The organism is Caulobacter sp. D5, from assembly GCF_003185805.1.
In the GTDB taxonomy this organism is placed as follows: domain Bacteria; phylum Pseudomonadota; class Alphaproteobacteria; order Caulobacterales; family Caulobacteraceae; genus Caulobacter.
Genome location: NZ_QHJY01000538.1, coordinates 1 through 1070, shown reverse-complemented (window position 1 = coordinate 1070; position 1070 = coordinate 1). Strand labels below are relative to the sequence as shown.

The following is a 1070-nucleotide window of genomic DNA, read 5'->3' as shown; positions in this document are numbered from 1 at the left end:
GCACGCCGGCGCTGGCGTCCCTGGCCGGGCGGCCGCTGGAGGACTTTCCGGTGCGCGAGCCGGCGCAGGTGCGCGGCGACCTTTCGGCCTGGAACAGCCTGGGACTCGACACCGCCTCGATCCTGGCCGCGGCGCAGGCGGCCGAGGACGGAGGCGCGGCTGTTCTGCCCGGCGGCGCCCAGGCCGGGTTCTCGACCGGCAGCGAGGGCGCGCGTGGCGTCTTCCTGACCACCCCGGCCGAGCGTGACCACTATATCGGAACCCTGCTGGGCAAGCTGATCGCGCCGGGGCGGCTGCTGGCCCCGATCCGCGCCGCCCTGATCCTGCGGGCCAACAACAGCCTCTACGAGGATATCGGCGGCGCCGGCGCGGCCTTCGCCTTCATCGGTCTGGACGAGAGCCCGCAGGCCCAGGCGGCGGCTCTGCGGGCCTTCGCACCGACCCACCTGGTGGCGCCGCCGCACGTGCTGGCCGGACTGGCGCGGCGGGGCGAGACCGACGGCTGGGCCGATAGGCTCGAGGGTCTCTATTACGGGGCCGAGCCGATGGGCGAACGCGAGGGCGAGGTCCTGACCCGGGCGTTCGGCCGCCGGCCCGCGCCGCTCTACCAGGCCACCGAGGGCTTCCTCGGCGCGCCCTGCCGCCTGGGGACCCTGCACCTCAACGAGGAGAACCTGATCGTCGAGCGCGATCCCCTGCCCGGCGGAACGCGCTTTCGGCCCATCGTCACCGACCTGCGCCGCACGGCCCAGCCGATGGTGCGGGTGCGGCTGGACGACCTGATCGAGCCGGCGCCGCCCTGCCCCTGCGGCTCGCCGCGACTGGCGATCCGCCCCGTCGAGGGCCGTATCGGCGACGTCTGGCGGGCGGGCGAGACGATGATCTTTCCGCGCGAGGTCGAAGCGGCGCTGGAGACCGCACTGCCGCCGCTGGCGCCGTGGCGAGCCGAGGCTTCGCCGGGCGAGGTTCGGGTGCTGGTCGGCGAGATGGCGCACGTCGCGCCGGCCCGCGCGGCGATCGAGGTGCTGCTGGCGGCGTATGGCCTGAACTGGCCCGTGGCGGCGGAAGTC

At 75.0% G+C, this 1070-nt stretch carries 1 protein-coding gene; it reads left to right on the top strand.

Translation table 11 applies throughout. From position 1 onward, the window contains the following. On the top strand, positions 1-1070 hold a 1070-nt coding region (locus DMC18_RS26395; protein ID WP_110133416.1), incomplete at both ends, for a hypothetical protein.